This is a genomic window from Rickettsia senegalensis (genome assembly GCF_056135685.1).
In genome coordinates, this window is record NZ_JBVYTQ010000001.1 from 862,198 (window position 1) to 886,436 (window position 24,239).

The following is a 24,239-nucleotide window of genomic DNA, read 5'->3' on the forward strand; positions in this document are numbered from 1 at the left end:
TAATGTATGTCTAATATAGGTAATGTAGAAATTTTACAAATTATAGATTCTGTAGCCCGTGAGAAAGGAATATCAAAAGAAATTTTGATTTCAACGGTTGAACAAGCGGTACAAGTAGCAGGACGAAAAAAATACGGTAATGAATATAATATTAAAGCTCAGATAAATAGGAAAACCGGTGAGATAAATCTTTTAAGAATCTTAAAAATAGTAGAAGATGTAGAAGATTACTTAACACAAATCTCACTTGAAGAGGCTTTAATAAAGAATCCGGTAGCTAAAATTGGTGATGAGATATATGAATATTTACCACCGATTGATCATGCTAGAGTATCGGCTCAAGCTGCAAAACAAGTTATAACTCAACGTGTTATAGAAGCTGAACGTGAAAAGCAATATCATGACTTTAAAGATAGAAAAGGCGAAATTATAAACGGGATAGTTAAGAGAATAGAATACGGTGATATAATAGTTGACTTGAGCCGTGCTGAAGCAATAATAAAAAAAGATCAATTAATTAAGGGTGAGAATTTTAAACCTAATGATCGTATAAAAGTATATGTACAGGATGTAAGGCAAGAAACAAAAGGACCACAGATTTTCTTGTCTAGAGTAGATAACCAAATGCTGGTTAAGCTATTTAAGCTAGAAGTACCTGAAATTCTTGAAGATATTATTCAAATAAAATCAGTAGCACGTGATCCCGGTTCAAAAGCAAAAATAGCGGTATTTGCTTCGGATAGTAGTATAGATCCCGTAGGCTCATGCGTAGGTATTAGAGGTAATAGAGTAAAAGCCATAACAAATGAGTTAAACGGAGAGAAAATTGATATAGTATTATGGAGTAATGATCTTGCACAGTTTATAGTTAATGCTCTTGCACCGCTTGCACCCGGGGAAATTACAAAAATTTTGATTGATGAGGATAGGCATAAGGTAGAAGTAGTAGTTTCGCAAGAAAATCAAAGTATTGCAATAGGTAGAAGAGGGCAGAATGTTCGTTTAGCTTCTAAGCTTACAGGTTGGAATATCGATATAATGACCGAAGAGCAAGAATCAAAAAGAAGAAACGAAGAGTTCTTAACCTCTACGGAATTATTTATGGAAGCTTTAGATGTTGAAGAAGTTATAGGTCAGCTTTTATCGGTAACGGGATTTAATTCGGTAGAGCAAATTGCAGAAAGCGAGATTAGTACTTTAACAAGAATCGAAGGCTTTGAGGAAGAACTTGCCGTAGAGATCAAAAATCGAGCTATTAATTACATCGACCTTAAAAATGAAAAGATTATCAAAAAGCTAGAGGATCTGGGAGTTGAGCAAGAATTAATAGATATATTAGAATTACCGCTTGAATTAATATTAAAATTTGCCGAATATGGTATAAAGACTATAGAAGATTTAGGAGAGATGAGCGTAAATGAATTTAAAAATTTAGCTCCAAATTCTAATATAACGGATGAAAATATTAAATTACTGATTAAAACTGCTAGACAGCATGGTGAGTTGAAAGATAGTTAGTAAAGGGTGTATATATCATTCCTAGCTAAAAGCAGGAATCCAGTAAAACCGACAAAAAACTTGTTTTTAGGTTTATTTTATCAATATTAAGACTATTTTTTCTGGATTCCTGCTTTTAGCTAGGAATGATATAAAGAGCATTTACCAGTCTATGCAACAAAGCCTCCTCGCAATGACGGAAAATTGATCCACGCAGGCAAGGTCCTACGGGAATTACGTTGGTATACGGGATTATACAATTAGTTTTTCTTCGTAATAGACGAAAAATAGAAACACAAAGGTTTTAAATATGACGGATAACCAGGAAATCAGACCCAAAAAGTTGACACTTGGCAATTCAAAATTATCGCTTAATAAGTCTTTTGACTCTCTTACAGGAGCTCAAAGCTTTGTTAATGCTAAATCTAAAACGCTAGTAGAAGTTAGAAAAAGCTCTACCGGTAGTACTACTACCCTTTCATTAAATAAAGAAAGAAATAGCTTAGATCAAACTGCTATTGATGCTAATAAGGAAGAATTTAACAGACGTTTATCTATTCTTAAAAAAGCTGCTGAGCAATCTAAATTAAATGATCCTTCACAAATAAGCACTTTAAGTAAACTTGCAAGTATTAACCAGCCTGCCAACTCAAAAATAGAAACGCTAGAAACTGAAATTGAACAAAAACAGCAAAATACCGAAGAAAATAAAGTAGAAGTTAGTGCTAAAATCGTTCAAGATAATGAAGATATACCGTCACAAATATCTAAAAAGAAAGAAGAATCTTTTGTAAAGTACCCTTTAGTAGGAATGCGAACACGTTACGGGATAGAATCAGAGAAAGAATTAGATAAAACAGCAGATAATAAAGTAGTCGCACCAAAAATTAAGCTAGAAGAACCAAAAAAATTCAAAAAAGCTGATCTTTTCAATATGCTTAGTGACGACGAAAGCGGTAGCGGTAGAACTAGAAGTCTTGCTGCTATAAAAAGAGCTAGAGAAAAAGAAAAGCGTAAATTAGTATCACAAGCACCTGAGAAAGTATATAGAGAAGTGACGATACCGGAAGTTATCGGAGTCGGCGATCTTGCAAATGCTATGTCTGAAAGAGTAGCAGATGTAATTAAAGAATTAATGAAGCTCGGTATTCTTGCAAATGCCAGCCAAACAATAGATGCCGATACGGCGGAACTAGTTGCAACAAATTTAGGGCATACGGTAAAAAGAGTTCAAGAATCGGATGTTGAAAATGTTTTAATTAGTGATGATAAGGTTGAAGATTTGAGAACGCGTGCTCCGGTTGTTACAGTAATGGGGCATGTCGATCATGGTAAAACATCATTACTTGACGCTCTTAAATCTACGGATATTGCTGCAAGTGAAACTGGAGGAATTACCCAGCATATCGGGGCTTATAGAGTAACTCTTGCAGACGGTAGAGCGATTACTTTTATTGATACTCCGGGTCACGAGGCTTTCTCGGAAATGCGGTCAAGAGGCGCTAAAGTAACGGATATAGTTATTATAGTAGTCGCAGCAGATGATGGAATCAAAACGCAAACGGTTGAGGCAATTAATCATGCGAAAGCAGCGGGCGTTCCTATAATTGTAGCTATTAATAAGATTGATAAGCCTGATATTGATATTGAACGTGTAAAGAACGAATTATATGTACACGAAATTATAGGTGAAGAGGCAGGTGGTGACGTTATGGTCATTCCTATCTCGGCACTAAAGACAATTAACTTAGATAAACTTGAAGAAGCAATTTTGTTAATTGCAGAAATGCAGGATTTAAAAGCGAGTCCTTTCGGTTCGGCTGCCGGTGTTGTAATCGAGTCAAAAATCGAAAAAGGAAGAGGAACACTAACCACTATATTAGTTCAGCGAGGTACTTTAAGAAACGGTGATATTATAATAGCAGGTAGCTCTTACGGTAAAGTTAAAAAGATGACTAATGATAAGGGATTAGAAATAGTGGAAGCAACACCATCTGTTCCTGTAGAAATTCAAGGCTTAAACGTAGTACCTTTTGCCGGTGATAAATTTAACGTAGTACAAAACGAGAAACAAGCAAAAGATATAGCCGAATATAGAATGCGTCTTGCTAAAGAAAAGAAAATATCTATTGCACTGCGTTCAAGTTTAGAGGATTTGTTTTTAAAGGCTTCCGGTAATAGTAAAATTAAGGAATTACCTTTAATTATTAAAGGTGATGTCCAAGGGTCGGTTGAAGCTATTTCAGGTAGCTTATTAAAATTACCGAGTGATGAAATAAAGCTTCGTATACTTCATAGCGGCGTAGGTCCGATAACGGAATCCGATGTATCTCTTGCACATGCTTCTTCAGCTATTATTGTCGGCTTTAACGTTAGAGCAGGGACAAATGCTTTAACTGCAGCAGAAAAAGAAAAAGTCGATATTAGATATTATAGTATAATATATAATTTAATTGATGACGTAAAAGCCATTATGAGCGGTATGCTTGATCCGATCGTTAGAGAGCAATATATCGGAAGCGTAGAAATCAGACAAATATTCAATATTACCAAAGTCGGTAAAATAGCCGGTAGCTATGTAACTAAAGGGATTATTAAGAAAGGAGCGGGCGTACGCTTATTACGTGATAATGTAGTAATTCATGAAGGAAAACTCAAAACCTTAAAACGCTTTAAAGATGAAGTTAAAGAAGTTAGAGAAGGATATGAGTGTGGTATAGCATTTGAAAATTACGAAGATATTAGAGAAGGAGACACAGTTGAAGTTTTTGAGCTAGTTCAAGAACAGAGACAATTATAATATACTCTGCTGATTTCAAGAATTGCTTTTTCATTTTATCAAGGATTCGCATCCTCTCCTATTAAGTATAGGCTGCGGGTGCTCGCCTTTCAAAATAAAATTCAATTATTGAAATCATTTGAGTATATACGAAAATCAACTTCAAAAATTGGCTACGTCATCCTACAAGTACTGCGGTACTCACGTGGCATTGTTACGTGGATCAGTGTTAGCTCTGTCATCCCGTGGCTTGACCACGGGATCCAGTTAAAAGTACTAAAATTATTAGTATTTTTTATTGTTTTTATGGACCTAGTTAGCAAGCGAACTAGGTGCCACAGTGGGTTTTACTAGTCCACGCAATAAGATCTGCCCGCCTACGCAGGAATAACATTTAGTAGAATATCTCTCTTTGATAAATTAATCAATTTTAAGCAAAATATAATAAAAAAGTTAATAATTATTAGCCTTTATCTTGACCTCCTCATAATTTCTATTATTATGCAACGCTGATTATTATAATAAGAAATGAGAAAGAATTATGGCAATAACATCAATTTTTAATAAGTTACAAAATTTAATCCCACATAATACTTATCCAAAGCCAGCCTCTTATCTTGCTAACGATGAATTTAATTATCGTTCAAATGAAGAATTAAAAATTTGGGGGTATAAAGATACTCTAGACATCTCTCAAATCAAATATACTGATATTATGAATGAGCTTGATGGTAGCGAAAAAGTAACTAACACAGCTGAAAGTAAAGGCTTTTTCAGTACATTTAGTTCATCATTAAAAACAGTTTATGATTTTGGAGTAAAGAGTTTTAATATTATAAAAAATACATCTAGTATTCTTTCTTCTAAAGTTACTGAAACTTTTAATCTTGTGAGTAATAAAGTTTTTTCTTATTTAAATAATGAAGCTGAAGAAACATTTAATCTCTTAGATCAACTTGAAACTCCTTCTGATAATGAGTTAGTAGAAGAAATTTTAAACACGCCTGAAAATGAATTAGATGAAGTGTTTGAAAAGATGACATATGAAAAATTAGCAGAATTAATTAATAATATTTCCGATGAGCAAGCACAAAAATTAGTTAATTATATTTTGCCTTGGCATCTTGAAAAAGTAATAGATTTAATTACACAAGATAAGTTGGATAAATTATTTAATGAAAACCCTAATAATCTTTCTTTAGAAGAACTTACCGAGCAGGAACTAAAAAAATTATCAAATGAGGGTATTTCTGATGAATGGCTTGAAAATATAATTATTTTAGCAGGAGAAGAAAAATTTGCAGAAAAGCTTGATATTATTCCAAATGAAAATTTAGTAAGAATCATCAGTAATATTTCAAATGATAAGCTAGTAACAATAATTTCTCACGCCTCAGATGAAAGTATAGTAAGAATCATTAATATCAACTTACCAAAGATATTGCCTTTGCTTCCTTTTGAAAAAATTACACAAATACCAACTTTAATGGACAATGAAGAAATTGTAGAGCAGCTTGAAAAACAGAAATTATTAGAAGAAATTTTAAACATTTCTGAAAATGAACTGGATAAAATTAAGACCACAAAATTAGCAGAATTAATTCATAATACTTCAGATGAAAGTTTAGAAAGAATCGTTGATAGTATTCCAAACGATAAATTAGCAGTGATAATTAATACCGCCTTAGATGAAGATTTAGAAAGAATCGTCGATAGTATATCAGATCAAAACTTATCAAAAACATTGTCAGAGATATCATCTTTATTACCTGAAGAAAAATTTAAACAAATAATGATCTTAATTCATGGTGCAGAGGTTGTAGAGCAGCTTGAAAATCAACAATTATTAGAAGAAATTATAAATACGCCTGATAGTGAATTAGATAAAATTAAGATTACATATGAAAAATTGGCAAAATTAATTAATAATACTTCGGATGAGGATTTAGAAAGAATTGTTGATAGTCATAGTTTATCAGAATCGTTAGTTCAACAAATAATAACCCTTATATATAACAAGAAGTGTGCAAAGCAAGAATCAGATGGAGTATCTGATAGTGATTCCGGGTTCTCTGATTATGAAGATGAAATAGAAGTATCATGCAATCAAGTAGGATTTTCTAATAGTGATTTTACTACGAAGTTATCAGGTAATGATTTTGGATTCATTGATTATGAAAGTGATGATGTAGTATATTTATAATAAAGCTCTTATCTCAACCTATCTTATGGTAGACAAAAAATGGATTACTGTTTTTAGCAGCTTTGTTGCATGGATCAAAAAACCTACTGGGTGTCACACCGTGGCTTGTCCACGGTATCCAGTAAAATAACTAAAAATACTAATAATATTAGTATTTTTAACTGGATCCCGTGAATAAATCACGGGATGACAAAAAAAACTGAGCCATGCAACAAGGTTGCTTTTAACTAGGAGTAGGAGCGACGTAATTTATTGCTATTTTAGCATCAGGCAGGCGTATATAAAGCGGTTCGATAGCGCTATTTAACTTCATACCGCTGGATAATCTACTAGCAATATATCTACAAATAACCCATGCTTTAACTCGTGCAAAACGTGGCAAGGTTATTATATTCGGTAAATGTATAATTTGAGGATATATAAATTCAAGCCCACTACCGCAGCAAACTATATTCCCTTTCTCATTTGCAAGCAGTTTTATAGCATACTCGAAATCTATCAATAACGGCTCTTCTATTTTTTCTGATTTATGAAAAACTTGCATATAAAGCTGTGAGCGATAAGCGTTTAAAAAGACATATATTTTATCATAATCTTTAACTTGAGTTATGGCTCTAAAGTAGGCATATTCAAAATTGCTAACCGCTACTGCTTTAGTATTTTCCTTGGCAAACAATATACCTTTAGCACTAGCAAGTCCTATCCTAATACCTGTAAAGCTACCAGGACCTAGAGTTACCGCTAAATAATCTAGATCATCATATGAACATTTAGCCGATTTCATCACGTCTTCTATCATCGGCATGAGATTCTCTGCTTGCATGGAAGGGCGTAATTCTTCTATATATGCCAGAATATTCTCATTTTCGGATATTGCTACCGATGCAGTATTATTGGCTGTGTCAAATGCCAGTATTTTCATAGGTTATTATTTGAATAAGTCGCTATAGGTGCCGAGTGTACCGGAAAATTTTTAAAAAATCTCTTATGTCATTCCTGCGAAAGCAGGAATCTAGGCTAAAAAAGTCTTTTTATTATGTTGTTTTCTTTTTGAGTAAAGCTTTTAAGAAGCTTTACTCAACTGGATTCCCGCTTTTAGCTAGGAATGACATAGAATAAAATACCAGAAGTTTGCAAAATCATATTAAATTAAGTTTTTTATACATTTCTTTATATGAAGAATATTTATTAATATTTAAACCTTTTGCTGATTCTTCTAATATTTTAATTGATTCTGCATTTAATTCTTTTTCCTGTTCTATTTTATGATATATCGCTTCTCTTACAAAATTCATAATAGTATCATTTTTATGTGCAGTATGAACTTTAAGAAAACGATGTAATTCGTTTGGTATATCTATGCTTAGTCTAGTCATATTACGTACTTATTTAAGTAATTACTTAAATAAGTATATCATTAAAAAAGAAAAATAAAAGTAAAAATATAGCCTCTAAGAATTATTTAAAATATACTCCATAAAAATTTGGCGCGCTTCAGCCTGTCTATTATTATGAAACAAATACCTATTAAAAAAATAGTTTGTTAAGGTTAAAGCTTGTCTTTTTTCTTCTAATGTAATCTCACTATCATCTGAAAGTAAAAATTTTGGTAAAATCAATAATTTATCTTTGTAAGGCTTTCCTACTTCATATGATAACGCTCTACCTGATTTAGGTGATACATAAGTTAAATCAATTGTTGTGTGGCTAACTGCACACTTGCTAAGGTCGAGTTTATAACCCGTCTCGGCAAGTAAAGTCAGCTCAAAATTAATATAATCACGAAAACAAAAATTCTTTGATAAATTATCTAAATAATTAATTAGAAACAAAAAAAAACTAGGATGTTCTTCTCTTTCATGAAATAACTCTTTGATCAAAGATATAACAGAATTAAAGGCATATAATTTAACTTTATTTGTAATAAAATGACCGGTATAAGATTTTATAAGTTCACACTTGGCTATGCCTATATGTTCATGTAATCTTGCTTGCCAAAGAAAATCTACAATATTACCTTCTTGATATATAAATTTACTTTTCTTAGAAGATTCCTTTGCAACTCCCGAATATAAACCGTGATTTTTAGTAAAAATTGTAACAATAAACATATTTTCTTTTAAAGGCTTTCTAGCAATTATTACCCCTATATCTTTGACATTCATAGTTTTTAGTATTAAATTTTTGTCAAATCGTCATTGCGAGCGACCGTAGGGAGAGCGGCAATCCAGTAAACATGCTGATTTACAGAATTTTTTTAATCTTTTTCTGGATTGCCACGTCGCTTCGCTCCTCGCAATGACGACTGGGAGTCCACGCAAGCAAGCCTTTCTCGCAAGGCGTTGTTGCGTGGAGATTAAAAAAAGTCAATATAGCGCTTAGAGTATAAAAATAATTAAATTTTATATAATTCTAAAAGCTATATTGAGCTGTAGAAGTCAAGATTTAATCTTACAGACATTATAAAAATTATATCTGAATGTCTGATAAGTTATGACTGTCAGATGAGTATTCAAGATATAAGATTTCGTTATTCTTTTCAACAGCTAACTTTTTACTATCCATAAAAGTCTGCATAGGTGTTTTTCCATAGCAATATTTACCGGAATGCGGTCTTTCATTATTATAATATTCTAGCCAAATATCAAGATCTAGTTGTAGATCATCAAGATCAGTATAGATCTTTTTACGCATAGCAGTATCAAAGAATTCTTGTTTCATAGTTTTATTAAAACGTTCACACATACCATTTGTTTGAGGAGAATATGCTTTAGTAGTAGTATGCTCAATACCCTCAATGCTTAAGAACAATTCAAAAGCATGATGTTCTATATTACCTTTATACTCACCACCTCTATCAGTTAAAATACGAAGTACTGGTATTTGCTGACTCTCATACCATGGTAACACTCTATCATTAAGCATGTCAGCAGCGGTAAGTGCTGTTTTATCAGTATATAGTTTAGCCTCTGCAACCCGAGTGTAACTATCAATAAACACTTGAGAATATACCTTGCCTATGCCTTTAAAATTACCTACATAATATGTGTCTTGGCATCCTAGATAACCTGGATGCTGTGTATCAATCTCACCATGAGCTTCTTTCTCGCTACGCCGTTTCTCTAATACTTGTAACTGAGCTTCGGTAAGAACAATACCATCCTGAGCCATTTTGGCTTCTAATGCTTTAAGTCTTTTATTGATATTATTTAAATCATTACGTAGCCAAATAGATCTAACTCCTCCAGGTGATACAAGAATACCAGTCTTTTTAAGCTCATTTGATACTCGCAGCTGACCATAAGCGGGGTATTCTATTGCCATATCTAATACTGCTCTCTCTACGGCAGGATCAACTCTATTCGCTATAATTGGCTTCTTCCGACTAATCTCATATAATGCTTCTTCTCCTCCTGTTTCATATAACTCTTTAAACCTATAATAACTGTCTCTACTGTAACCCATAGCTTTATATGCTGACGATATACTACCAAGACTCCTAGCTAATTCTAGTAATCCTATTTTTGGCTTTATTATTTTTTGATTTAGATTCATCTCTAATCCTCCATTTAATATTATCTTAATTTTACTAAATGTAAGATTAAATCTCAACTATTACATATAATTCTAAAAGCTATATTGAGCTTTCCCAAGGGCAATCATTTCATTTAATATATTTATCTTAGTAATTACTTCGTTTTTTCTTCCTTTCTCTGTTTTTTGTTGTAAGTTAAAGCCAAACGTTCGCTTCAACCTAAACATAAACGATTCAACCCTTGACCTTTGATGATAGCCGCTATTAATTTTCCATGCTTTTAAACCTTCATCAAAATTTTTATATTCTCTAATTCCTTTTATTACTTTATCTCTGTAAGCTAAATGTTCTTTCTCTACCTTGCTTTTATTCTTTAATTCATCTTGTGACTTAGATGTTCGTGCTGGGGGCATTAAATCTTGTGCTCCCCAATCATATATTATCTTTCTAAACTCCTGCGTATCATAAGCTCCATCTGCTATAACGGTTTTAGCTTTGCCTGTTATCTCTTTGCTCATATCACCAACAACTTCACAGTCGTTTGTGTTACTATCCGTATAGGCTACAGATAGTACTTCCATACTATCTAAATCGACTGCTACATGTATCGGTAATCCTCCCATTTTTAATCGCAATAGAGAGTAGAGAGTTAAGTTGCGAGAGCTAATTTTTGTATTGGTGTTATACCGCCAATAGCCATATTAAGTCTTTCGTTATTATAAGACCAAAGCCATTGAGTTGCAAGATCCTGTGCTTCTTGTATATTAACAAATAAATACTGATTTAACCAATCATATCTTACAGTTCTATTATATCTTTCAATATATGCATTTTGCTGAGGCATGCCTGGCTGAATGAATAATAACTTGATATTCTTTTCTTTTGCCCACTTGCTCAATAATTTACTGATATATTCAGGTCCATTATCACAACGTATAGATTTTGGCTTACCTCGCCATTCTATAATTTGATCTAGTGACCTGATAACTCTTCCTGCTGACAATAAAAAATCAGTCTCAGTACCAAGGCTCTCTCTATTAAAGTCATCAATCACATTAAATAAACGATATTTCCTACCATTCTCTAAACTATCGTGCATAAAATCCATGGACCAGCAATCATTTATTGTTTTAGACACTATAAGGGTCATGCCTCCATATTGCAGTTACGCCTATTAAAAAGCTATACGTTCAATAAGAGTACCAATAACCTTATCATGAATATCCAATGACCTGGAAAAGCAGATTGTCTTACGTGCAAGCCTCTTGCATCTCGTTCTAAGGTTCAAGTTACTTCGTTCTATCCGTTGAGTGTATTTTTTACTGATAATATACTTTTTAGGGTCTAATAACCTAGCATAACTCCCCCATCCATCTGTATAGTAAAAAGTCACCTTGAAATTCTCTAGTTTTTTCAGTAATGATTCTAATGTGCTATCACATCTTGTACCAAACGTATAAGCAACTACTTTTAACGAAATCTTATCCAAGGCATACCAAAGCCATCGTTGTCTGGATTTATTCTGTACATAAGACCATTGTTCATCTATCTCAGGAGCAATAATTACTTCTGTTGTACTGATAGAATGATTTATTGTTTTTTAATACTAGATTTTTTTAAAACACGGATAACTGTATTGATACCCACTTTTAATACTCTTACTGTATCTCTAACTCCAGAGCCGTTGATTGACATTTCTACTATTTGCTCCTTAACTCCAGGCTTAGATGCATTATTAATATACTCCAATTGAAAATATCGATTACACCGCTTGCATTGATATCTCTGTTGTTTTGAAATTGAATATCCTGACTTTATTACTTCTTCTGTGTTGTTACAATATCTACACTTAACATCTATTTTTGCCATAACTCCTTAACTATAATTCTCTCTTATTACTGTTTGAGGATTATAGACTATTTACTCTAAACTGCAATACGGAGGCACGACCTAATTTAGTAATCATCGGTAAAGCCATACCACCATACTTTGATCTCCATTTATAAAATGTCGCTGATGGTATTTTGTGCTCTCTCAGTATAGACGCTACAGGCATCCCACCGCTCGCTTGCTTTAAGATAGACATGATTTGGCTATCACTGTGCTTTGATATTGTCATTTATAGAATCTCCTCCTTTGTTTCTAGAAAATTCTACTCCTTTTGTCGATTGTTTTTGGGGGGGTTGCCCATCTGCTATAACGGTTTTAGCTTTGCCTGTTATCTCTTTGCTCATATCACCAACAACTTCACAGTCGTTTGTGTTACTATCCGTATAGGCTACAGATAGTACTTCCATACTATCTAAATCGACTGCTACATGTATCTTCTTCCACTGTTCTCTCTTACGATATAATCCATCCTTACCGTTATAATCCATCCTTACCGTATTTCCTTTGATGCCACCCACTGGTGCTATATACATTTACTCCGGTACTATCAAATACTATCTCTTTCCCTGAACCTTTCTCTTGTACTCCAATATTTTTTACTCGTAACTTTAGCTTACTAGCGATTCTTGATGCATGGGCATAATCCGGTATTCTTAAATCCTTACCCGCAAATATTTTGCTAAACATTCCTTCTGCAAATCCGCTTGTTGCTCGCCATGGCAATCTTAATAACAGCTTAATTGTTAGCAAATATTCATACATCTTGCTATTATATCTTCTCGCTCCTCCTTGCCTCTGTTCCCCTCCATAATATAACTCTTTTAAATATTCTTCACAAAATGTGAAAATTATTGTTCCTCTTTTCTTTAAACTTCTGTTATATTCTTTCCAGTTGCAAACTTTTTGTAGCTTTGACATACACACTTGTGGTTAAGTTTTTTGTCGATTTACTACTTTTCTTAGTTCGCAGCTACTTTTTTTATATCTACGCAACAAGGTCTCCTCGTGAAAGCGGGAATCCAGAAAAAGTAATATTGGATCCCGTTTTCACGGGGATGACAATAAAATACAGCAGTATGATAAGAAAATTCTGTTGCTTGAAGATATTAATGAAAAAGCCTATGCCGTGCATCGTAATCTAGTTCAGTTAAAAAATGCCGATATATTTGATGATATAGAGGCAATAATTTTCGGTGATTTTACCAAAGGGGATGAGTTTGTAGAACAAGCTACAAAAAGTTTTTGTTTAAATCATATTCCGCATATAGAAACTTATAAAGCTGACGGAATAGGGCATGGAGAGGTAAATCATCCGGTTATTATGAATCATGAAGTAATTATAAACAGTAATATTTTAAGTTTTACTAGCCCTTTTGAAATAGTAGAAAACAAATGATAAATTCTATCAGAATAGGTACAAGAAAAAGTCCACTTGCTTTAATACACACTAATTTAGTTATTCAGCAAATCAAACAATTTTTTCCTGATATTAATTGCGAAATAGTACCCATTATTACTAGCGGTGATTTAATTCAAAATAAACCATTATACGATATAGGAGGTAAAGCTTTATTTTTAAAGGAAATAGAGCAAGCTTTACTTGATAAAAAAATTGACTTAGCCGTTCATTCTTTAAAAGACGTACCTGGTAGAATACCCGAAGAGCTAGTAATAGCTGCTGTTTTAGAGCGTGAAGACCCCAGAGATGTTTTTGTATGTTTAAATTATAAATCCATAGAAGAACTGCCGCAAAATGCCGTAATAGGTAGCTCGGCAGTGCGAAGAAAAGCATTTATCCAAAAAATAAGACCGGATTTAAAGGTAACAATTTTTAGAGGGAATGTTGATTCAAGAATAAAAAAGCTAATGACCGGCGAAGTTGATGCAACAATTTTAGCATATGCGGGTCTGAAAAGGCTTGGAGCGTTTAATCCGGAATATTGCCATTTGATAGAATATTCACAGATGTTACCGTGTGTAGGGCAGGGAGTCATTGCAATTGAGATACGACAGGATGATAATGCTATGCTTGAGATAGGTAGCCGCATTAATCATCTTCCTACCTTTGAACTAATAAAACCCGAAAGAGCATTTTTAGAATATCTAGATGCTAATTGCCGTACACCGATTGCTGCTTATTCAAAATATCTAGATGCGGATAATATACAAACCGATTTCATGCTCGGTAATCTCGCCGGCAGTAAAACAATCTTCCACACCGAAGTCACCGATATAAATACCTCAAAAGAAGCGGGCATAAAAGTTGCCAAAATGATATTGAACCAACTGGATAAATAGATATTTTGGGAGTATACCCCTTAAATATCTAAATTTGAAAAGATTGATTTTATATTTCACAATAATGCATTTGAAGTTAAAAATTGCTTCTTCTATACAAATAATTAATCACTTTTTAATCGAGGAATATATGAAAACAATTTTACTTGTAGTACTACTTAGTTCTCAATATATGGGTGATAACAGTAATACATTAGGCATTAGAACGACATTAAGCGAAGGTTATGAGAAAGAAGGCTTTACGGTTGAGAATGTTGGGATAAATATTGAAGAATTAGCGAATGCTCAAATAAATACTAATCAAGCAAAAAAGCAAGTCATTTTTATAGGTGCAGGGCTTGATGGGATCAAAGGATTTGATATCTTAAAATCGACAAAAAATAATAGTAAATTTATTTGGAGCGGCCATCAGCTACCAACGGAAGTAAAGGATGATTTAGAAGTTTTAGATACGATATCCTTGTCTTTTTATGCTTTAAACGAAGAACAAAAGAAATACATTAAGCAAGCGAATCCTGAAATTAAATTAATAGAAACTATAGGCATACCTCATAACCTTACAAAAGAAGAATGTATAAAAGATTACAATGATTTAAAAAATGCCGAAAAGATTCCTTCTTCTCATAAAGGCTATATAATTACATGTTTAGCAGGTGATACACCGGATGCACAAGGAAATATAAAATTTTATACAGAAAATGAAGCATATGAGTTAGGAAAGCATTTAGCTAAAATTGCAAAAGATCAAAATATGATACTTTTAGCAACTAACGGTCATAGAACAGGTCAATATAATCCGGAAACTAAAGAAAAACTTTCGGTACATAAAAAAGAAGATCAATTGGATAAAGTTAGTCAAAAATTCTTAGAAGAAGTTAAATCAGAAGGAATAGCCCAATATTTGAAAATTTTGTATTTGGAGTAAAAACTATATTTAACGGGTATTTAGGGGTGGCTTTAGAAAATCAACAAAGCATAGTAATTATTCCGGGCGAATCTTCAAGCCAAGTGACCGTAGGTACAAATTTATTACTGGGGCAGGTATATATCAAACCGGTCATGCCTCCATATTGCAGTTACGCCTATTAAAAAGCTATACGTTCAATAAGATGTAGAAGTCAAGATTTAATCTTACAGACATTATAAAAATTATATCTGAATGTCTGATAAGTTATGACTGTCAGATGAGTATTCAAGATATAAGATTTCGTTATTCTTTTCAACAGCTAACTTTTTACTATCCATAAAAGTCTGCATAGGTGTTTTTCCATAGCAATATTTACCGGAATGCGGTCTTTCATTATTATAATTATGTAATAGTTGAGATTTAATCTTACATTTAGTAAAATTAAGATAATATTAAATGGAGGATTAGAGATGAATCTAAATCAAAAAATAATAAAGCCAAAAATAGGATTACTAGAATTAGCTAGGAGTCTTGGTAGTATATCGTCAGCATATAAAGCTATGGGTTACAGTAGAGACAGTTATTATAGGTTTAAAGAGTTATATGAAACAGGAGGAGAAGAAGCATTATATGAGATTAGTCGGAAGAAGCCAATTATAGCGAATAGAGTTGATCCTGCCGTAGAGAGAGCAGTATTAGATATGGCAATAGAATACCCCGCTTATGGTCAGCTGCGAGTATCAAATGAGCTTAAAAAGACTGGTATTCTTGTATCACCTGGAGGAGTTAGACCTATTTGGCTACGTAATGATTTAAATAATATCAATAAAAGACTTAAAGCATTAGAAGCCAAAATGGCTCAGGATGGTATTGTTCTTACCGAAGCTCAGTTACAAGTATTAGAGAAACGGCGTAGCGAGAAAGAAGCTCATGGTGAGATTGATACACAGCATCCAGGTTATCTAGGATGCCAAGACACATATTATGTAGGTAATTTTAAAGGCATAGGCAAGGTATATTCTCAAGTGTTTATTGATAGTTACACTCGGGTTGCAGAGGCTAAACTATATACTGATAAAACAGCACTTACCGCTGCTGACATGCTTAATGATAGAGTGTTACCATGGTATGAGAGTCAGCAAATACCAGTACTTCGTATTTTAACTGATAGAGGTGGTGAGTATAAAGGTAATATAGAACATCATGCTTTTGAATTGTTCTTAAGCATTGAGGGTATTGAGCATACTACTACTAAAGCATATTCTCCTCAAACAAATGGTATGTGTGAACGTTTTAATAAAACTATGAAACAAGAATTCTTTGATACTGCTATGCGTAAAAAGATCTATACTGATCTTGATGATCTACAACTAGATCTTGATATTTGGCTAGAATATTATAATAATGAAAGACCGCATTCCGGTAAATATTGCTATGGAAAAACACCTATGCAGACTTTTATGGATAGTAAAAAGTTAGCTGTTGAAAAGAATAACGAAATCTTATATCTTGAATACTCATCTGACAGTCATAACTTATCAGACATTCAGATATAATTTTTATAATGTCTGTAAGATTAAATCTTGACTTCTACACTTTCTCGCTACGCCGTTTCTCTAATACTTGTAACTGAGCTTCGGTAAGAACAATACCATCCTGAGCCATTTTGGCTTCTAATGCTTTAAGTCTTTTATTGATATTATTTAAATCATTACGTAGCCAAATAGATCTAACTCCTCCAGGTGATACAAGAATACCAGTCTTTTTAAGCTCATTTGATACTCGCAGCTGACCATAAGCGGGGTATTCTATTGCCATATCTAATACTGCTCTCTCTACGGCAGGATCAACTCTATTCGCTATAATTGGCTTCTTCCGACTAATCTCATATAATGCTTCTTCTCCTCCTGTTTCATATAACTCTTTAAACCTATAATAACTGTCTCTACTGTAACCCATAGCTTTATATGCTGACGATATACTACCAAGACTCCTAGCTAATTCTAGTAATCCTATTTTTGGCTTTATTATTTTTTGATTTAGATTCATCTCTAATCCTCCATTTAATATTATCTTAATTTTACTAAATGTAAGATTAAATCTCAACTATTACATATAATGAACCTTGTAAATCTAATTTTGATGCAAAATCAATCAAGTAATTAGATCCCATGCCAGGACCGCCGGGAAGAAAAAGCCAATTAAGTTTACAAACACTATGTTCTTTTAATTTATTTAACCTATAATTTCTTACGAATAAATAATTAGTTTTCATTCCCTCCTCTTTCATATAAATTCCTTATATTGTCTTAGGTTTTGTGAACATCTCTAAAAAGATTTAATTTTTGCTATTTTTTGCTGCAAGAAATATAAGTAAAGAAAGCGTGGCATTTTTTAAAGATCAGGCAGCTACTGCCCATGTCCCTTATCAAAAAATGATTAGGATTTTACTAGATAAATATACTAAACACTATAAAGGAAATAAACGGGCATAATACCCTAGACTGAGCTGGCGGATAGGGTGGGATTCGAACCCACGGTACGGTTGCCCGTACGCCAGTTTTCAAGACTAGTGCCTTAAACCACTCGGCCACCTATCCAAGAAGATTCATACCAAATAATCTTATATATTTCAAGGGAAATCGTAAAAATTAATATTATAATGTTTAAATAGTTTATTAACATAATTTTTGACCATTGGGTACCTTAGGGTCAACTGTAACTAAACATATATCATTATTAATATCGGAAAAGCCAACTAACAAGAATTGAGACAAGACACCGGATATATTTTTTTCTCCTAAATTTATACAGCCGACAATAGACTTGCCTACTAATTTTTCAATAGTATAATGTTTTGTTATTTGTGCAGAAGTCTGCAAAACTCCAATTTCAATGCCAAAATCAACCCAAACTTTAAAAGCCGGTTTTTTAGCTCTTGGCAACACTTCTACTTTGACAATATACCGGAACGTAATTCAACACGTTCAAATTCTTCATATGTGATTGTTTTCGTACTTACCTAAAGGTTAAAATCATATGTTTTCCTATATACCAAAAATAAATACTTAAAGCAAATTAAATTACAAATCCGAATTGTTCTTTCACTTCGTTAACCGTTTCAGAGGCTCTAATTCTTGCTTTTTCTGCCCCAATGCGTAGTATTTTTAATAAATATTCTTTATCATTCATTAATTCTAAATATTTATCACGTATCGGTTGTAGATTTGTAATAATAATTTCTGCTAAATCCTCTTTAAATTTTGAAAAACCTTGGTTCTGATAATTATTGATTATGTTTTCTAAACTTTCCTCGGATAAACTTCTATAAATATCTAATAAATTACTAATTTCCGGTCTTGTTTCTTTATCATAGCTAACAAAGCTTAAATGATCGGTTTTGGCTTTTTTTATTTTTTGATGAATAAGATCGTTATCGTCTTTTAAATTGATACGGGCAAAATCCGAAATATCAGATTTGCTCATTTTCTTTAATCCATCCCGTAAGCTCATGATTCTTATACCTGTTTCACTAATTAAAACCTCAGGAACTTTTAGAATTTCTTTATCAAATCTCCTATTTATCACCCCTGCAATATCTCTTGTTAGTTCTAGATGCTGTTTTTGGTCTTCACCGACAGGCACTATATCAGCTTTATATATAAGTATATCAGCTGCCATAAGAACCGGATAGGAAAATAACCCAAGGCAAGCTTTCTCTTGATCACTTCCGGCTTTATCTTTAAATTGGGTCATTCGCTTTAACCATCCGAGCGGTGTAACACAATTTAGTAGCCAAGCAAGTTCTGCATGCTCTTTTACCATACTCTGGGCAAAAATCGTTACTTTGTCGGGGTTAAGCCCTGCCGCTAAATAAACGGCAAGAACCCCCATAATTGAATTATTAAGTTCTGAGGGCTTAATATCAACCGTGATAGCATGCAAATCCGCTAAGAAGAAAAAACAATTATATTCTTCCTGCATTTTAACCCAGTTTCTAATTGAACCTAAATAGTTACCGAGATGTAAAGAACCGGTTGCTTGCACACCGGAAAGAACAGTTTTTTGCATTATAATACCTTATTTATTTTACTCGTTGTAAAATTATGTTATATATACTCGATCAACTTGAAAAATTGGCAACAAAGTTTTTCATTTTTAATCCTCACGTAGCTTTAACTACGATGTGGTTAAAAATCTCAAAACGCCTTGCTCTTTTTCAAGTTGATCTTCGTATACTAAATTATATTAATTTTTTGTTAAATTATGCTTTGGCGTTTAAGAATTTTATCATTTTACGGATTATTATCGTTATTTACATTTATTTTTTTTCTTATATGTTACATACCCGTAACATTTTTCAATGTCAACTATCAAATAAGATACAGAATTGCCATTATCTTTTCTTATGCTTTTGTGTGGCTTGCAAAAATTTGTTGCGGTCTTAAATATGAAGTAGAGGGGCTTGAGAAATTACCGAAAACTACTTCAATAGTTGTGTCTAATCATCAATCCTTTTGGGATCAAATGTTTATGCAACTGATTATTCCTAAACATTCTTGGGTATTAAAGCGTGAATTATTTAATATACCCTTGCTTGGTTGGGGGCTTCGGATGGTTAAACCTATTGCGGTTGACCGTGGTACTAATAGCTCGGTTGCTCAGATTTTAAGAGAAGGTCAGGAAAAAATAAAAGAAGGGCTATGGTTAATAATATTTCCGGAATCAACCAAAGTCCCACCTGATAGAACAGTGAAATTTAAGCCAAGCGCCGTAAAGCTTGCTTCAATTACTAAAGTTCCAATTGTAATGATGGCTCATAATGCCGGTTTATTTTGGCCTAGAGGCTTTTGGTTTAAGCAGCCTGGTACTATACAGGTAAAGATTATAGGTGTAATAGAAAAAGAAGAAATAGAACAAACAGACGTACGTATACTTAATGACAAGGTTGAGCAAATTATTAACAGTGAAAAGCAAAAATTATTAAATTAATATTAGGTTTTAAAAATAATTAGTATTATCATAAAATTACAACCTAGTTCTTATGGGGGTATTTATGGTAAGTACAGCACCGTTAAAATTAATTGCAGTTATCGATAGTAAGCAAATGATGCTTTACGACGCATTGGGGATTAAAATTACTACTAATAAACCTTTAAAATTATCTTTAGATTTAGAGGAACATCATCACCATAGAGAAAAAAGACAAAGCCTTTACCAGAATAAATCGACCCCAGGATCACTTTTTGAGCCACATACTTCGCTAAAAGATATAGAACATAAAGAAGCAGCAAGGAGCGTTATTAAACATTTAGAGAAAGTAACTACTGCTGATCAAGCTAAATATAAGGAATTGATTATTGTAGCAGAACCGCAGATGCTTGGATGTGTTAGACAAGAACTTAAAAACGGTCTAAAAAAGATGGTTACTAAAGAAATCGCTAAGGATTTAGTACAACATAGTACAGATGCAGTCGAGCGAGCAGTATTTTCTTAGACCAAATAGTATTTTTGTAATAGTTGAGATTTAATCTCACATTTAGTAAAATTAAGATAATATTAAATGGAGGATTAGAGATGAATCTAAATCAAAAAATAATAAAGCCAAAAATAGGATTACTAGAATTAGCTAGGAGTCTTGGTAGTATATCGTCAGCATATAAAGCTATGGGTTACAGTAGAGACAGTTATTATAGGTTTAAAGAGTTATATGAAACAGGAGGAGAAGAAGCATTATATGAGATTAGTCGGAAGAAGCCAATTATAGCGAATAGAGTTGATCCTGCCGTAGAGAGAGCAGTATTAGATATGGCAGTAGAATACCCCGCTTATGGTCAGCTGCGAGTATCAAATGAGCTTAAAAAGACTGGTATTCTTGTATCACCTGGAGGAGTTAGATCTATTTGGCTACGTAATGATTTAAATAATATCAATAAAAGACTTAAAGCATTAGAAGCCAAAATGGCTCAGGATGGTATTGTTCTTACCGAAGCTCAGTTACAAGTATTAGAGAAACGGCGTAGCGAGAAAGAAGCTCATGGTGAGATTGATACACAGCATCCAGGTTATCTAGGATGCCAAGACACATATTATGTAGGTAATTTTAAAGGCATAGGCAAGGTATATTCTCAAGTGTTTATTGATAGTTACACTCGGGTTGCAGAGGCTAAACTATATACTGATAAAACAGCACTTACCGCTGCTGACATGCTTAATGATAGAGTGTTACCATGGTATGAGAGTCAGCAAATACCAGTACTTCGTATTTTAACTGATAGAGGTGGTGAGTATAAAGGTAATATAGAACATCATGCTTTTGAATTGTTCTTAAGCATTGAGGGTATTGAGCATACTACTACTAAAGCATATTCTCCTCAAACAAATGGTATGTGTGAACGTTTTAATAAAACTATGAAACAAGAATTCTTTGATACTGCTATGCGTAAAAAGATCTATACTGATCTTGATGATCTACAACTAGATCTTGATATTTGGCTAGAATATTATAATAATGAAAGACCGCATTCCGGTAAATATTGCTATGGAAAAACACCTATGCAGACTTTTATGGATAGTAAAAAGTTAGCTGTTGAAAAGAATAACGAAATCTTATATCTTGAATACTCATCTGACAGTCATAACTTATCAGACATTCAGATATAATTTTTATAATGTCTGTAAGATTAAATCTTGACTTCTACATATCGAACAAATTAAATATTATGAATAATTATGCCGCAAATTTATTTTAACGGTCCGGAAGGACGAATTGAAGGAAGATATGCAAAAGCTACCTCGCCTAATGCCCCTATTGCATTAGTTCTTCATCCTCATCCTTTATATGAGGGTAATATGAATAATAAAGTAGTTTATAATGCCTATAAAATTTTAGCAGATAACGGTTATACCGTCTTACGTATTAATTTTAGAGGAGTAGGGGGTTCGCAAGGTAAATTTGATAACGGAGTCGGTGAAGTTGTTGATGCGGGGGCAGCTCTCGACTGGTTACAGCAGAATAACCCAAATGCTCAATCCAATCTAATATTAGGATTTTCGTTTGGAGCATGGATAGCTATGCAGCTTGTAATGAGACGTCCGGAAATAAATCATTTTATTGCTATTTCGCCGCCGGTTAATACAATTCATAAATATGACTTCTCTTTCCTTTCACCTTGTCCCATCCCAGGGTTTATATTACAGGGAGATAATGATAGTATAGTATCGGCAGATGATGTAAAAGACCTAGCAAATAGATTATCTAAGCAACAATCCCATATTAAAGTTGATTATAACATTATCAATGGGGCTGACCATTTCTTTCGTTATAAAACTGAAGAATTTTCTAAAGCAATAAGTGATTATTTAATAACGATCCAATCTAATTATCATCACCATAATAACAATGTAAATGAAGAAGTTAGTAAGAGCCAAAAGAAACTATTTTTATATTAGGTTTTATCTTATCCGTCATTCCTGCAAGACCTTGTTGCGTAGATATAAAAAAAGTAGCTGCGAACTAAGAAAAGTAGTAAATTGACAAAAAACTTAACCACAAGTGTGTATGTCAAAGCTACAAAAAGTTTGCAACTGGAAAGAATATAACAGAAGTTTAAAGAAAAGAGGAACAATAATTTTCACATTTTGTGAAGAATATTTAAAAGAGTTATATTATGGAGGGGAACAGAGGCAAGGAGGAGCGAGAAGATATAATAGCAAGATGTATGAATATTTGCTAACAATTAAGCTGTTATTAAGATTGCCATGGCGAGCAACAAGCGGATTTGCAGAAGGAATGTTTAGCAAAATGGTAATCCTCCCATTTTTAATCGCAATAGAGAGTAGAGAGTTAAGTTGCGAGAGCTAATTTTTGTATTGGTGTTATACCGCCAATAGCCATATTAGGTCTTTCGTTATTATAAGACCAAAGCCATTGAGTTGAGTGTAGAAGTCAAGATTTAATCTTACAGACATTATAAAAATTATATCTGAATGTCTGATAAGTTATGACTGTCAGATGAGTATTCAAGATATAAGATTTCGTTATTCTTTTCAACAGCTAACTTTTTACTATCCATAAAAGTCTGCATAGGTGTTTTTCCATAGCAATATTTACCGGAATGCGGTCTTTCATTATTATAATATTCTAGCCAAATATCAAGATCTAGTTGTAGATCATCAAGATCAGTATAGATCTTTTTACGCATAGCAGTATCAAAGAATTCTTGTTTCATAGTTTTATTAAAACGTTCACACATACCATTTGTTTGAGGAGAATATGCTTTAGTAGTAGTATGCTCAATACCCTCAATGCTTAAGAACAATTCAAAAGCATGATGTTCTATATTACCTTTATACTCACCACCTCTATCAGTTAAAATACGAAGTACTGGTATTTGCTGACTCTCATACCATGGTAACACTCTATCATTAAGCATGTCAGCAGCGGTAAGTGCTGTTTTATCAGTATATAGTTTAGCCTCTGCAACCCGAGTGTAACTATCAATAAACACTTGAGAATATACCTTGCCTATGCCTTTAAAATTACCTACATAATATGTGTCTTGGCATCCTAGATAACCTGGATGCTGTGTATCAATCTCACCATGAGCTTCTTTCTCGCTACGCCGTTTCTCTAATACTTGTAACTGAGCTTCGGTAAGAACAATACCATCCTGAGCCATTTTGGCTTCTAATGCTTTAAGTCTTTTATTGATATTATTTAAATCATTACGTAGCCAAATAGATCTAACTCCTCCAGGTGATACAAGAATACCAGTCTTTTTAAGCTCATTTGATACTCGCAGCTGACCATAAGCGGGGTATTCTATTGCCATATCTAATACTGCTCTCTCTACGGCAGGATCAACTCTATTCGCTATAATTGGCTTCTTCCGACTAATCTCATATAATGCTTCTTCTCCTCCTGTTTCATATAACTCTTTAAACCTATAATAACTGTCTCTACTGTAACCCATAGCTTTATATGCTGACGATATACTACCAAGACTCCTAGCTAATTCTAGTAATCCTATTTTTGGCTTTATTATTTTTTGATTTAGATTCATCTCTAATCCTCCATTTAATATTATCTTAATTTTACTAAATGTAAGATTAAATCTCAACTATTACA

At 33.1% G+C, this 24,239-nt stretch carries 23 protein-coding genes, 1 tRNA gene and 7 pseudogenes; 14 read left to right on the forward strand and 17 right to left on the reverse strand.

The window, feature by feature from the left end:
- Nucleotides 1-6: 6 nt before the first annotated feature.
- The 3 genes and pseudogenes from nusA to srfC all read left to right on the forward strand — a co-directional run.
- Complete coding sequence (nusA, locus tag AC0ODJ_RS04650) at nt 7-1,518, forward strand: transcription termination factor NusA (protein ID WP_218460114.1); 1,512 nt, start codon at nt 7-9, stop codon at nt 1,516-1,518.
- 289 nt (nt 1,519-1,807) lie between these two features.
- Entirely contained in the window at nt 1,808-4,297 is a 2,490-nt protein-coding gene (gene infB / locus AC0ODJ_RS04655) for a translation initiation factor IF-2 (protein ID WP_218460112.1), read from the forward strand.
- Between the two features lie 520 nt (nt 4,298-4,817).
- Nucleotides 4,818-5,801, forward strand: a pseudogene (gene srfC / locus AC0ODJ_RS04660) (SrfC family effector protein); the annotation flags it as partial.
- 901 nt (nt 5,802-6,702) lie between these two features.
- Here srfC and tsaB read toward each other — a convergent pair.
- From tsaB to AC0ODJ_RS04710, 10 genes and pseudogenes are all read right to left on the reverse strand, one after another.
- Nucleotides 6,703-7,401, reverse strand: a complete 699-nt coding sequence (gene tsaB / locus AC0ODJ_RS04665) for a tRNA (adenosine(37)-N6)-threonylcarbamoyltransferase complex dimerization subunit type 1 TsaB (RefSeq protein ID WP_218460111.1) — start codon at nt 7,399-7,401, stop codon at nt 6,703-6,705.
- Between the two features lie 217 nt (nt 7,402-7,618).
- A complete protein-coding gene (locus AC0ODJ_RS04670) occupies nt 7,619-7,855 on the reverse strand; it encodes a hypothetical protein (RefSeq protein ID WP_218460538.1) in 237 nt (78 codons plus the stop codon).
- 75 nt (nt 7,856-7,930) lie between these two features.
- Nucleotides 7,931-8,644: a DNA repair protein RecO gene (recO, locus tag AC0ODJ_RS04675; protein WP_474465119.1), complete on the reverse strand. Its 714-nt coding sequence runs from the start codon at nt 8,642-8,644 to the stop codon at nt 7,931-7,933.
- A gap of 304 nt (nt 8,645-8,948) precedes the next feature.
- On the reverse strand, nt 8,949-10,034 hold the full coding sequence (locus tag AC0ODJ_RS04680) for an IS481 family transposase (RefSeq protein WP_121834048.1): 1,086 nt from the start codon (nt 10,032-10,034) through the stop codon (nt 8,949-8,951).
- Between the two features lie 72 nt (nt 10,035-10,106).
- Complete coding sequence (locus tag AC0ODJ_RS04685) at nt 10,107-10,649, reverse strand: transposase (RefSeq protein ID WP_474465120.1); 543 nt, start codon at nt 10,647-10,649, stop codon at nt 10,107-10,109.
- A 14-nt stretch (nt 10,650-10,663) separates the two neighbouring features.
- Nucleotides 10,664-11,137: pseudogene (locus AC0ODJ_RS04690) on the reverse strand (DDE-type integrase/transposase/recombinase); the annotation flags it as partial.
- A 51-nt stretch (nt 11,138-11,188) separates the two neighbouring features.
- A protein-coding gene (locus tag AC0ODJ_RS04695) for an IS1 family transposase (protein WP_474465121.1) occupies nt 11,189-11,883 on the reverse strand; the annotation gives its coding sequence in 2 pieces (ribosomal slippage) (nt 11,189-11,610 and nt 11,610-11,883; 696 coding nt in all).
- Nucleotides 11,884-11,965: 82 nt separating this feature from the next.
- A pseudogene (locus AC0ODJ_RS04700) lies at nt 11,966-12,133 on the reverse strand (transposase); the annotation flags it as partial.
- Entirely contained in the window at nt 12,111-12,392 is a 282-nt protein-coding gene (locus AC0ODJ_RS04705; protein WP_474465122.1) for a transposase, read from the reverse strand. The pseudogene AC0ODJ_RS04700 and the gene AC0ODJ_RS04705, both read right to left, overlap by 23 nt.
- Nucleotides 12,382-12,822: a transposase gene (locus AC0ODJ_RS04710; RefSeq protein WP_121843865.1), complete on the reverse strand. Its 441-nt coding sequence runs from the start codon at nt 12,820-12,822 to the stop codon at nt 12,382-12,384. Before AC0ODJ_RS04710 ends, AC0ODJ_RS04705 begins: the two co-directional genes overlap by 11 nt.
- Before the next feature lie 86 nt (nt 12,823-12,908).
- Here AC0ODJ_RS04710 and AC0ODJ_RS04715 point away from each other — a divergent pair.
- The 4 genes and pseudogenes from AC0ODJ_RS04715 to AC0ODJ_RS04730 all read left to right on the forward strand — a co-directional run.
- Nucleotides 12,909-13,300: pseudogene (locus AC0ODJ_RS04715) on the forward strand (LD-carboxypeptidase); the annotation flags it as partial.
- Nucleotides 13,297-14,202 carry a hydroxymethylbilane synthase gene (gene hemC / locus AC0ODJ_RS04720; RefSeq protein WP_218459953.1) on the forward strand — a complete coding sequence of 302 codons (906 nt, stop codon included), beginning with the start codon at nt 13,297-13,299 and terminating at the stop codon, nt 14,200-14,202. The pseudogene AC0ODJ_RS04715 and the gene hemC, both read left to right, overlap by 4 nt.
- A 130-nt stretch (nt 14,203-14,332) precedes the next feature.
- Nucleotides 14,333-15,127, forward strand: coding sequence for a hypothetical protein (locus tag AC0ODJ_RS04725; RefSeq protein WP_474465123.1), 795 nt, complete (start codon nt 14,333-14,335; stop codon nt 15,125-15,127).
- 26 nt (nt 15,128-15,153) lie between these two features.
- Nucleotides 15,154-15,291: a hypothetical protein gene (locus tag AC0ODJ_RS04730; RefSeq protein ID WP_474465124.1), complete on the forward strand. Its 138-nt coding sequence runs from the start codon at nt 15,154-15,156 to the stop codon at nt 15,289-15,291.
- 60 nt (nt 15,292-15,351) lie between these two features.
- Here the strand turns inward: AC0ODJ_RS04730 and AC0ODJ_RS04735 are convergent.
- Nucleotides 15,352-15,519 (reverse strand): annotated as a pseudogene (locus AC0ODJ_RS04735) (IS481 family transposase); the annotation flags it as partial.
- A 60-nt stretch (nt 15,520-15,579) separates the two neighbouring features.
- Between AC0ODJ_RS04735 and AC0ODJ_RS04740 the strand changes: the two are divergent.
- Entirely contained in the window at nt 15,580-16,665 is a 1,086-nt protein-coding gene (locus AC0ODJ_RS04740; RefSeq protein ID WP_474465598.1) for an IS481 family transposase, read from the forward strand.
- A 40-nt stretch (nt 16,666-16,705) separates the two neighbouring features.
- On the opposite strand, the pseudogene AC0ODJ_RS04745 reads toward AC0ODJ_RS04740, so the two are convergent.
- Nucleotides 16,706-17,158, reverse strand: a pseudogene (locus AC0ODJ_RS04745) (helix-turn-helix domain-containing protein); the annotation flags it as partial.
- Nucleotides 17,159-17,204: 46 nt separating this feature from the next.
- Nucleotides 17,205-17,384, reverse strand: coding sequence for a hypothetical protein (locus tag AC0ODJ_RS04750; RefSeq protein ID WP_474465126.1), 180 nt, complete (start codon nt 17,382-17,384; stop codon nt 17,205-17,207).
- Between the two features lie 91 nt (nt 17,385-17,475).
- Between AC0ODJ_RS04750 and AC0ODJ_RS04755 the strand changes: the two are divergent.
- A pseudogene (locus AC0ODJ_RS04755) lies at nt 17,476-17,604 on the forward strand (CopG family transcriptional regulator); the annotation flags it as partial.
- 15 nt (nt 17,605-17,619) lie between these two features.
- Here AC0ODJ_RS04755 and AC0ODJ_RS04760 read toward each other — a convergent pair.
- From AC0ODJ_RS04760 to trpS, 3 genes are all read right to left on the reverse strand, one after another.
- Nucleotides 17,620-17,709 (reverse strand) — tRNA-Ser (locus tag AC0ODJ_RS04760).
- A gap of 78 nt (nt 17,710-17,787) precedes the next feature.
- Nucleotides 17,788-18,054 (reverse strand): tRNA-binding protein, encoded by a 267-nt coding sequence (locus tag AC0ODJ_RS04765; RefSeq protein WP_256621201.1) that lies wholly within the window; start codon nt 18,052-18,054, stop codon nt 17,788-17,790.
- Between the two features lie 133 nt (nt 18,055-18,187).
- A complete protein-coding gene (trpS, locus tag AC0ODJ_RS04770) occupies nt 18,188-19,180 on the reverse strand; it encodes a tryptophan--tRNA ligase (RefSeq protein WP_218460237.1) in 993 nt (330 codons plus the stop codon).
- A gap of 195 nt (nt 19,181-19,375) precedes the next feature.
- On the opposite strand from trpS, the gene AC0ODJ_RS04775 reads away from it, so the two are divergent.
- From AC0ODJ_RS04775 to AC0ODJ_RS04795, 5 genes are all read left to right on the forward strand, one after another.
- Nucleotides 19,376-20,101, forward strand: a complete 726-nt coding sequence (locus AC0ODJ_RS04775) for a lysophospholipid acyltransferase family protein (protein ID WP_474465132.1) — start codon at nt 19,376-19,378, stop codon at nt 20,099-20,101.
- Nucleotides 20,102-20,165: 64 nt separating this feature from the next.
- Entirely contained in the window at nt 20,166-20,606 is a 441-nt protein-coding gene (locus AC0ODJ_RS04780; protein WP_039595012.1) for a host attachment protein, read from the forward strand.
- Nucleotides 20,607-20,686: 80 nt separating this feature from the next.
- Entirely contained in the window at nt 20,687-21,772 is a 1,086-nt protein-coding gene (locus AC0ODJ_RS04785) for an IS481 family transposase (protein ID WP_474465674.1), read from the forward strand.
- Between the two features lie 69 nt (nt 21,773-21,841).
- Nucleotides 21,842-22,561: an alpha/beta hydrolase gene (locus AC0ODJ_RS04790; RefSeq protein WP_218460683.1), complete on the forward strand. Its 720-nt coding sequence runs from the start codon at nt 21,842-21,844 to the stop codon at nt 22,559-22,561.
- A 109-nt stretch (nt 22,562-22,670) separates the two neighbouring features.
- The gene (locus AC0ODJ_RS04795) at nt 22,671-22,973 is read left to right on the forward strand and encodes a transposase (protein WP_474465136.1); all 303 of its coding nucleotides are present in this window, start codon (nt 22,671-22,673) and stop codon (nt 22,971-22,973) included.
- Between the two features lie 115 nt (nt 22,974-23,088).
- On the opposite strand, the gene AC0ODJ_RS04800 is transcribed toward AC0ODJ_RS04795, so the two are convergent.
- Nucleotides 23,089-24,174, reverse strand: coding sequence for an IS481 family transposase (locus tag AC0ODJ_RS04800; RefSeq protein ID WP_121834048.1), 1,086 nt, complete (start codon nt 24,172-24,174; stop codon nt 23,089-23,091).
- Nucleotides 24,175-24,239 lie beyond the last annotated feature (65 nt).

Coding starts and splice junctions, on each gene's coding strand:
- nusA (WP_218460114.1), top strand. CDS start 7: ATGTCTAATATAGGTAATGTAGAAATTTTACAAATTATAGATTCTGTA.
- tsaB (WP_218460111.1), bottom strand. CDS start 7,401: ATGAAAATACTGGCATTTGACACAGCCAATAATACTGCATCGGTAGCA.
- trpS (WP_218460237.1), bottom strand. CDS start 19,180: ATGCAAAAAACTGTTCTTTCCGGTGTGCAAGCAACCGGTTCTTTACAT.
- AC0ODJ_RS04790 (WP_218460683.1), top strand. CDS start 21,842: ATGCCGCAAATTTATTTTAACGGTCCGGAAGGACGAATTGAAGGAAGA.
- hemC (WP_218459953.1), top strand. CDS start 13,297: ATGATAAATTCTATCAGAATAGGTACAAGAAAAAGTCCACTTGCTTTA.
- AC0ODJ_RS04725 (WP_474465123.1), top strand. CDS start 14,333: ATGAAAACAATTTTACTTGTAGTACTACTTAGTTCTCAATATATGGGT.
- AC0ODJ_RS04705 (WP_474465122.1), bottom strand. CDS start 12,392: ATGGATTATAACGGTAAGGATGGATTATATCGTAAGAGAGAACAGTGG.
- AC0ODJ_RS04780 (WP_039595012.1), top strand. CDS start 20,166: ATGGTAAGTACAGCACCGTTAAAATTAATTGCAGTTATCGATAGTAAG.
- AC0ODJ_RS04795 (WP_474465136.1), top strand. CDS start 22,671: ATGTCAAAGCTACAAAAAGTTTGCAACTGGAAAGAATATAACAGAAGT.
- AC0ODJ_RS04775 (WP_474465132.1), top strand. CDS start 19,376: ATGCTTTGGCGTTTAAGAATTTTATCATTTTACGGATTATTATCGTTA.
- infB (WP_218460112.1), top strand. CDS start 1,808: ATGACGGATAACCAGGAAATCAGACCCAAAAAGTTGACACTTGGCAAT.
- AC0ODJ_RS04800 (WP_121834048.1), bottom strand. CDS start 24,174: ATGAATCTAAATCAAAAAATAATAAAGCCAAAAATAGGATTACTAGAA.
- AC0ODJ_RS04740 (WP_474465598.1), top strand. CDS start 15,580: ATGAATCTAAATCAAAAAATAATAAAGCCAAAAATAGGATTACTAGAA.
- AC0ODJ_RS04680 (WP_121834048.1), bottom strand. CDS start 10,034: ATGAATCTAAATCAAAAAATAATAAAGCCAAAAATAGGATTACTAGAA.
- recO (WP_474465119.1), bottom strand. CDS start 8,644: ATGAATGTCAAAGATATAGGGGTAATAATTGCTAGAAAGCCTTTAAAA.
- AC0ODJ_RS04670 (WP_218460538.1), bottom strand. CDS start 7,855: ATGACTAGACTAAGCATAGATATACCAAACGAATTACATCGTTTTCTT.
- AC0ODJ_RS04750 (WP_474465126.1), bottom strand. CDS start 17,384: ATGAAAACTAATTATTTATTCGTAAGAAATTATAGGTTAAATAAATTA.
- AC0ODJ_RS04785 (WP_474465674.1), top strand. CDS start 20,687: ATGAATCTAAATCAAAAAATAATAAAGCCAAAAATAGGATTACTAGAA.
- AC0ODJ_RS04710 (WP_121843865.1), bottom strand. CDS start 12,822: ATGTCAAAGCTACAAAAAGTTTGCAACTGGAAAGAATATAACAGAAGT.